8 protein-coding genes are annotated in these 8,108 nt (G+C 72.8%); 7 read left to right on the top strand and 1 reads right to left on the bottom strand.

Features of this window, described 5'->3' with window-relative positions; genetic code table 11:
* Positions 1 to 145 precede the first annotated feature (145 nt).
* From HCJ92_RS20050 to HCJ92_RS20035, 4 genes are all read left to right on the top strand, one after another.
* Positions 146 to 1,486: a UDP-glucose dehydrogenase family protein gene (locus tag HCJ92_RS20050; protein ID WP_167935015.1), complete on the top strand. Its 1,341-nt coding sequence runs from the start codon at positions 146 to 148 to the stop codon at positions 1,484 to 1,486.
* Between the two features lie 304 nt (positions 1,487 to 1,790).
* Entirely contained in the window at positions 1,791 to 2,180 is a 390-nt protein-coding gene (locus tag HCJ92_RS20045) for a hypothetical protein (protein ID WP_167935014.1), read from the top strand.
* Between the two features lie 366 nt (positions 2,181 to 2,546).
* Positions 2,547 to 3,017 carry a nuclear transport factor 2 family protein gene (locus HCJ92_RS20040; RefSeq protein WP_167935013.1) on the top strand — a complete coding sequence of 157 codons (471 nt, stop codon included), beginning with the start codon at positions 2,547 to 2,549 and terminating at the stop codon, positions 3,015 to 3,017.
* A 76-nt stretch (positions 3,018 to 3,093) separates the two neighbouring features.
* Positions 3,094 to 3,702 (top strand): TetR/AcrR family transcriptional regulator, encoded by a 609-nt coding sequence (locus tag HCJ92_RS20035; RefSeq protein WP_167935012.1) that lies wholly within the window; start codon positions 3,094 to 3,096, stop codon positions 3,700 to 3,702.
* An 84-nt stretch (positions 3,703 to 3,786) separates the two neighbouring features.
* Here the strand turns inward: HCJ92_RS20035 and HCJ92_RS20030 are convergent, their stop codons facing one another.
* Positions 3,787 to 4,332 carry a CGNR zinc finger domain-containing protein gene (locus HCJ92_RS20030; RefSeq protein WP_167935011.1) on the bottom strand — a complete coding sequence of 182 codons (546 nt, stop codon included), beginning with the start codon at positions 4,330 to 4,332 and terminating at the stop codon, positions 3,787 to 3,789.
* Between the two features lie 157 nt (positions 4,333 to 4,489).
* Between HCJ92_RS20030 and HCJ92_RS20025 the strand changes: the two genes are divergently transcribed.
* The 3 genes from HCJ92_RS20025 to recD2 all read left to right on the top strand — a co-directional run bounded on the left by HCJ92_RS20025 (position 4,490) and on the right by recD2 (position 8,056).
* Entirely contained in the window at positions 4,490 to 4,864 is a 375-nt protein-coding gene (locus tag HCJ92_RS20025; protein WP_167935010.1) for a VOC family protein, read from the top strand.
* Positions 4,865 to 4,999: 135 nt separating this feature from the next.
* On the top strand, positions 5,000 to 5,530 hold the full coding sequence (locus tag HCJ92_RS20020) for an NADPH-dependent FMN reductase (protein ID WP_167935009.1): 531 nt from the start codon (positions 5,000 to 5,002) through the stop codon (positions 5,528 to 5,530).
* Between the two features lie 267 nt (positions 5,531 to 5,797).
* On the top strand, positions 5,798 to 8,056 hold the full coding sequence (recD2, locus tag HCJ92_RS20015; protein ID WP_167935008.1) for an SF1B family DNA helicase RecD2: 2,259 nt from the start codon (positions 5,798 to 5,800) through the stop codon (positions 8,054 to 8,056).
* Positions 8,057 to 8,108: the final 52 nt, after the last annotated feature.

The raw sequence follows: 8,108 nt of genomic DNA, 5'->3' as shown, positions 1-8,108 counted from the left end.
CCCTCGCCCGGACCGCGCCGGCCGCGTCCGCCCGGTGCGGGGACCGTCGCGCGGGGGCCTCCCGGCGGCGCGCCCCGGCGCGCGGACGCCGGGTGTCGCGCGGCTATGCTCGACGCGCTCACCGCCGCCCGTCACAGGAGCCCGCATGGCGCCCAAGATCACTGTTATCGGTACCGGCTACCTCGGGGCCACGCACGCCGCCGCCATGGCGGAGCTGGGGTTCGAGGTGCTGGGACTGGACGTGGTCCCGGAGAAGGTCGAACTGCTCGGGCGGGGCGAGATCCCGATGTACGAGCCCGGCCTCGCGGAGCTGCTGCGCCGCCACGTCGCGGGCCTGCCCGGCTCCACCGGGCGGCTCCGGTTCACCCTGGACTGGGCGGAGGTCGCCGCCTTCGGCGACGTCCACTTCGTCTGCGTCAACACCCCGCAGAAGCACGGCGAGTACGCCTGCGACATGTCCTACGTCGACGCCGCCGTGGAGAGCCTCGCCGTCCACCTCGACCGGCCGTGCCTGGTGGTGGGCAAGTCCACCGTCCCGGTGGGCAGCGCGGAGCGGCTCGCGGCGCGGATCGCGGAACTGGCCCCCGCCGGCGAGGACGCGGCGCTGGCGTGGAACCCGGAGTTCCTGCGCGAGGGCTTCGCCGTGGACGACACCCTCCACCCCGACCGCATCGTCGTCGGCGTCCGGGACGACCGCCACGAGGCCGTCCTCCGCGAGGTGTACGCGACGCCGATCGCGGAGGGCTCGCCCTTCGTCGCCACCGACTTCGCCACCGCCGAGCTGGTGAAGACCTCGGCCAACTCGTTCCTCGCCACCAAGATCTCCTTCATCAACGCCATGGCGGAGGTCTGCGAGGCCGCCGGGGGCGACGTGGTGAAGCTGGCCGAGGCCATCGGCCACGACGACCGCATCGGGAAGAAGTTCCTGCGCGCCGGTATCGGCTTCGGCGGCGGCTGCCTGCCCAAGGACATCCGCGCGTTCATGGCCCGCGCCGGCGAGCTGGGCGCCGACCAGGCGCTGACCTTCCTGCGCGAGGTCGACTCCATCAACATGCGCCGCCGCGCACACATGGTGGAGCTGACCCGCGACGCGCTGGGCGGCGTCCTCCTCGGGCGCCGGGTCGGCGTGCTGGGGGCGAGCTTCAAGCCGGACTCCGACGACGTCCGCGACTCGCCGGCGCTGAACGTCGCCGGCCAGCTCCACCTCCAGGGCGCACAGGTCACCGTCTACGACCCCAAGGGGAACGAGAACGCCCGCCGCATCTTCCCGACCCTCGGGTACGCGGCGTCCGCGGCGGAGGCCGTTCGCGGCGCCGACGTGGTGCTGCACCTGACGGAGTGGGCCGAGTTCCGTGAGCTCGACCCGGCCGTCCTCGGGGAGCAGGTCGGTCGGCGCCACATCCTGGACGGGCGCAACGCTCTGGACCCGGTGGCGTGGCGCGCGGCCGGCTGGACCTACCGCGCGCTGGGCCGCCCCACGCTCTGACGCGCGCCACCGGCCCGCCCCGGCACGCAGACCCGCCCCGGCACGCCGACCCGCGCCCGCCGGCCGGAGGAGTTCGGCGCGCCCCGGCGCGGCTGTTCCGCACCCCCGATCCCCTCTTCGTGTGTCCGGACCGACGACGTCCCCCAGTGAGCAGAGAGCCCGAGTCGACGAACTGCGTTCGCCGGAGCTCGTGTTGTCCTCGGGCACCCCCTCTGGCGCCGGCTGTCGCCGGCTGCGACCGTGGTGCGGGCAGGCACTCGTCGGGCGGCCTGTGCCCACCCGGCCCGAGCATCCGGAGGCACCCGTGTCCCACCCGCGACCGCCCACTCCCGACGAGAGACTCACCGAAGCGAAGGCGCTGTCGAACCTTCCGAGGATCGTCGTGATCTGTGGCTCCACCCGCTTCGTGCTCGACATGGCCGAGGCCGACCTGCGGGAGACGGCAGCCGGAAACATCGTCGTCAAACCGGGCTGCGACATGAAGTCGCCGCACGAGCTCTGGTCCGACCCCGCCGAGGCCGAGAACCTGAAGCTTCGACTCGACGATCTGCACCGGGCGAAGATCCGGCTCGCCGATGAGGCGCTCGTCGTCGGCGACTACATCGGGGACAGCACCCGGGCCGAGATCACCTACGCCCGGTCGCTGGGCAAACCTGTGCGATTCACGCACCCCGAAGTCGACCCCGACGCCTGACCCCCCGCCGGCCTTGCCGCCCGGGGCGCACCCCGACGCCGCGCCCCGGCCCGGTCGCCGCCGAGGCCGGGGCGCGCCCTGCTCCACGCCCTTCCTCCCCGTCGCCACCGTGTGCTGGAACAGCGGCGGAGGGCCGCCGGGGCGATCCACCGAACGGATCAGGGCGTCCGCTGAGCGAGCCTGCGGCTTCCCGCCCGGAACGGGCGCGAAGCGGGTCCGGCGCCGACCAGGAGCGCTTGCCCTGTTGCGACGACCCGTCGTAATGTTTACGACAGGTCGTCGTGAAAATCGCGGCGCCCCGTTCGGGAGAGCGGCAGTGCACACCCCCTGGCGGCTCCAGGGGCGAGGAGAGCAGGTCCGTTGACGATGAGTGCCACCGATCGCGCCGAGATCATCGAGCTGATGAGCAGCTACGCCGACATACCGGATCGAGCGAGATTCGCCGAGCTGCCGCAGCGCGTCTTCACCGACCCGGTCACGCTCGACTTCGGTTCGGTGGCCGGTACCCCGGTCATGGAGGTGCCCGTCGCCGCGTACGGGGAGAGCCTCAAGGAGACCTTCGCCCCGTTCGTGGCCGCGCACCACGTCATCACCGGGCACGTCGTCCGGATCGACGGCGATCGCGCGACGGTGTCCGCGCACGTCCGAGCCGAGCACTGGTTCCCGTCGGAGGTGACCGGTGATGGACCCAACTGCTGGTTGGTCGTCGGCTTCTACGACAATGAGGCCGTGCGCACCTCGGAGGGCTGGCGCCTGAGCCGTGTGAAGCTCACCGCGACGTACCAGGAGAACGCTCACCTGCTGAGCGCCGTCCTGCCCGCAGGATCGAAAGCCTGAGGCGGCCGAGGTCACTCCGCCGACGGACAACGGCTTCCGGGCAGAGCGGGCCGGCACGACGAAGGGACAGGGGGCCATGCCGCGCATCAGGGGAGCCAACCTGGAGGAACACCACGCCATGGTGTGGTCCGATCTCGCCGACGCGCTGCGCCAGTTGCTGTCCGAGCGCGATTACGAGGCCATCAACATGGGGCACATCGCGGCCCGGGCGGGGCTAGCGCGCAACACCCTGTACAACTACGCCCCCGACAAGGACGCGTTGGTCCTGGCGCTGACCCACCGGGCGACGCGGCCGACCGTGGCGCAGGTGACGGCTGTCGCCGATCGCTCCGAGGAGTCGGCCGCCGGGCGTCTGGAGGAGATCATCGACGTCGTCCTGGGGATGTCGACGGACCAGGCCATGCAGCTGATCTTCCGGCCCGGAGGCGGTCCGCCCGTGACGGAGATGCCCCACGGGCGGGAGAACCCCTTCCGCGAGATCGTGGTGGACGTGCAGCGGGTGGTCGCGGAGGGAAGCGCCCGTGGAGAGTTCCGCCGGGTCGACGACGTTCAGTTGATGGTCGAGCTCCTGTCCGGCGTCGTCCGAGCGGGGGCCGAGCGCGTCAGCCGGGACCCGGCCACCTTCGAGGCGACGGCCCGGGCGACGCGGGAGGTCGTCCTCGCATCCCTGGTTCCCCGGGGATAGCCGCACCCCGCGCGCCGCTCGGCCTCCGGGGTGACGGGTCGAGTCCGTCCAGGAGGGCGTGTCGCCGCCAGCGGTGAGGGGTCCTCACTCCTCCGTCGCCCGCTGCCGGTCGCGGTAGCTGCGCATCTTGGCGCGGCTGCCGCACACGCTCATCGAGCACCAGCGGCGCCGACCCGCCGGGCTGCGGTCGTAGTACGCCCAGGCGCAGTCCGTCGCATGGCACGCCTTCAGCCGCCGCCACTCGCCGGTGACCTCGCCCACCGCGATCGCCGCCGCCACCCGTGCCGTGACCGCGCCGACGCCGTGGACGCCGGGGGCCGCGGCCAGCGCCGCGCGCCCGTCGGCGCCGAGTCGGACCACCAGCGGCGCGTCCCGCAGCATTCGGGTGAGGACCGCGAGCCCGTCGGCCGGTGGTTCGGCCCCCGCGTGACGGAGCAGCGCGGCGCGCAGCCCTTCGCGCAACTCCACCAGCTGCGACGCCGTGACCCCGGGCAGCTCCACTCCGTTGGCGTCGGCGAAGCGGGCCACCCCGTCGGGGGCGGCCAGCCCGTCGTCACCGGTCTCCACGTCCAGCGTGTTGACCAGCCGTTGGACCATCCCCAGGTCGCCCGGGGCGTCGCTCTCACTCACGTCGTTACCGTAACCCGCGTCAATGGTTACCCCTTCAGCGCTCAAAGAGGTAACGTCTGGTTACCTGTTTAAGCCGGACAGCGGTAACGGCTCGGTGCGGGGTGGCTGAAGCCCGCCCGCACACCGTCGCCCGTCCCCCACCGAACGGAGAGTCGCCATGGCGGTAGCAACCCTCGGCGCGGTCGTCCTGGACTGCCCCGACCCCCGGGAGTTGGCCGCGTTCTACTCGGCCGTCCTCGGCTGGTCGGTCGACCCGGGCAGCGACGACGACTGGGTCGAGATCGTCGGCCCCCACGACCAGCGCCTGGGCTTCCAGCGCGTCGAGGACCACCGCCCGCCGCGATGGCCCGACCCCGCGCACCCCCAGCAGCTCCATCTCGACTTCGAGATCCCCCAGGGGACCGAGGACGAGGCGGAGCGCCGGGTGATCGAACTGGGCGCCGTCCTGCTCGCCGGCAACGCCACGCCCACCAGCAACTTCCGGGTCTACGCCGACCCCGTCGGCCACCCCTTCTGCCTCTGCGCCCACTGAACACGCCGGGGCGCGGCGGCCCGGCCGTGCATCGCCGCGGGCCGCCACCGCACGCCGCCACGCCCCGTAGTGTTGCGACCCCCTCGCGAGGACCGCGAGGAGGACGAGGGCACGGGCCGGGCGGGAGCGTGGCGGATGAAGTCCCTGTTGCTGGTGAGCGGCAGCACCCGGGGAGGGTCGGTCAACGCGGCGGTGCTCGCCACGGTGGCCGCCGAGGTGGGACGCGAGGCGCGCACGGCGCGCCACCGCGGGATCGGGGGCCTGCCGCACTTCAACCCCGACCTGGACCGCGACCCGGTACCCACGCCGGTCGCGGAACTCAGGAACGCCATCGACAGCGCCACCGCCGTGCTGTTCTCCACGCCCGAGTACGCGGGCACCATGCCGGGGGCGCTGAAGAACCTGCTGGAGTGGACCATCGGAGCGACGGTGCTCAGCGGCAAACCCGTGGGCTGGGTCAACCCGTCCACGGCTCCCGCCCGGGCGGCCGGCACCTACGCCGCCCTGCGCACCGTCCTGGGCTACACCGGCGCGGAGCTCGTGCCCGGCGCACTGGCGGACATCCCGGTGCCCCGCTCCGCGATCGGGCCGGACGGGACGGTGGCGGACGCCGCGCTGCGGGCCGGGCTCGGGGACGTGGCACGCCGGCTGCTCGCCGCCGCCTGAGCACGTGACGAGCCGCGCGCGCCCGACTGCCCGAACGGCGGCCCGATCCGGGCCCGCCGGGCGGGTGCCGTGCCCGCTCGGTCACTTCGGCAACGAAACCGTCTCGGGGTGCAACCGCCGCGGCCCCAGTCGTGTCTTAGGCCGTGAGTGGGGGAACGCAGGAGGGGATCGAAGGGCCCGTGAACCGGGCCCTTCGGTGTTTCCGGACCCGGACGGGGAGCCCACGGCCGGCGGACCGGTGTCGGTCGGGCGCGTTACCGTCGTCGGATGTCGCGCGCGGTCATCGAAGCGGTCCTGGAGCGGATCACCTACGCCAACGAGGAGAACGGCTGGACGGTCGCACGGGTCGACACCGGCCGGGGCGGGGACCTCCTGACGGTCGTGGGCGCGCTGCTCGGGGCACAGGTGGGGGAGTCCCTCCGGTTGGAGGGCAGGTGGGGTTCGCACCCCACCTACGGCAAGCAGTTCGTCGTCGAGAACTACACCACCGTGCTCCCCGCCACGGTCCAGGGCATCCGCCGCTACCTGGGCTCCGGCCTGATCAAGGGCATCGGCCCGAAGACCGCCGAACGCATCGTGGACCACTTCGGCACCGACACCCTCGACGTCATCGAGCAGGACGCGAAGCAGCTGATCGCCGTCCCGGGGCTCGGCCCCAAACGCACCGCCCGCATCGCCGAGGCGTGGGTGGAGCAGAAGGCGATCAAGGAGGTGATGGTCTTCCTCCAGAGTGTGGAGGTCTCCACCTCCATCGCGGTGCGCATCTACAAGAAGTACGGCGACGACGCGATCCGGGTGGTGCGCGAGAGCCCGTACCGGCTTGCGGCCGACGTGTGGGGCATCGGCTTCCTCACCGCCGACCGCATCGCCCGCGCCGTCGGCATCCCCCATGACAGTCCCGAACGGGTCAAGGCAGGGCTGAGCCACGCGCTGTCGCAGTCGACCGACCAGGGGCACTGCTTCCTGCCGGAGGAGCGGCTGATCTCCGACGCGGTCAAACTGCTCCAGGTCGACACCGGCCTCGTCATCGAATGCCTCGGCGAACTGGCCGAGGCCGGCGAGGCGGTCGTCCGCGAGAAGGTCCCGCACCCGGAGGACCCCGCAGGGGAGCTGACGGTGGTGTACCTGACGCCGTTCCACCGTGCCGAGGTCTCGCTCGCCGCCCAGCTGACGCGGTTGCTGCGCGCCTCCGACGACCGGCTGGCGGCCTTCGGGGGCATCGACTGGGAGAAGGCGCTGGAGTGGTTGGCGGGCCGTACCGGGGCGGAGTTGGCCACCGAGCAGCGCGAGGCCGTCCGACTCGCACTCACCCGCAAAGTCGCCGTGCTGACCGGCGGCCCTGGCTGCGGCAAGTCCTTCACCGTCCGGTCGGTGGTCGAACTGGCCCGCGCCAAACGGGCGAAGGTGCTGCTCGCCGCCCCCACCGGCCGGGCAGCCAAGCGCCTCTCGGAGCTGACGGGTGCGGAGGCGTCGACCGTCCACCGGCTGCTGGAGCTCAAGCCGGGAGGAGACGCCGCCTACGACCGCGACCGACCGCTGGAGGCGGACCTGGTGGTGGTGGACGAGGCGTCCATGCTGGACCTGCTGCTGGCCAACAAGCTGGTGAAGGCCGTCGCCCCCGGCGCGCACCTGCTGCTGGTGGGGGACGTCGACCAGTTGCCGTCCGTCGGCGCCGGCGAGGTGCTGCGCGACCTGCTCGCCGAGCCCGGTCCGGTCCCGGCGGTGCGGCTCACCAGGATCTTCCGGCAGGCGCGGCAGTCCGGTGTCGTCACCAACGCCCACCGCATCAACGCCGGGGAGCACCCGCTGACGCAGGGGCTGGACGACTTCTTCCTCTTCGCGGAGGACGACACCGAGGCGGCCGGGCTGCTGACGGTGGACGTTGTCGCCCGACGGATCCCCCGGCGCTTCGGGCTCGATCCGCGGCGTGACATCCAGGTGCTGACACCGATGCACCGCGGGCCGGCGGGCGCCGGCGCCCTCAACGGCCTCCTTCAGGAAGCGATCTCACCGGCCCGTCCCGGCCTGCCGGAGAAACGCGTCGGCGGTCGGGTCTTCCGCGTCGGTGACAAGGTCACCCAGATCCGCAACAACTACGACAAGGGCGCCAACGGCGTCTTCAACGGCACCGGCGGCAGGGTCACCGCGCTCGACCTCGACGAGCAGCGGCTGACCGTGCTCACCGAGGAGGACGAGGAGATCGGGTACGACTTCACCGAGCTGGACGAGCTGTCCCACGCCTACGCCGTGACGATCCACCGCTCGCAGGGGAGCGAGTACCCCTGCGTGGTGGTGCCGGTGACCACCGGCGCCTGGATGATGCTCCAGCGGAACCTGCTGTACACCGCGGTGACCAGGGCCAAGAAGCTCGTGGTGCTCGTCGGCTCCCGGCGTGCGCTGGGCCAGGCGGTCCGCACGGTTTCCGCCGGGCGGCGGTTCACCGCGTTGGACGCGCGGCTGGACGGTCGCCTGGTGGCCCGTCCGGGTGACCGTCCGCACGCGGACGACCGCCCCGCCGCCCGGTGACGGCCCGGTGACGGCCCGGTGACGGCCCGGCGCCGGGCGGGCGCGGGCGGGG

The organism is Streptomyces spiramenti, assembly GCF_012034385.1.
Lineage (GTDB): Bacteria > Actinomycetota > Actinomycetes > Streptomycetales > Streptomycetaceae > Streptomyces > Streptomyces spiramenti.
This window is presented reverse-complemented; position numbering and strand designations above follow the sequence as displayed.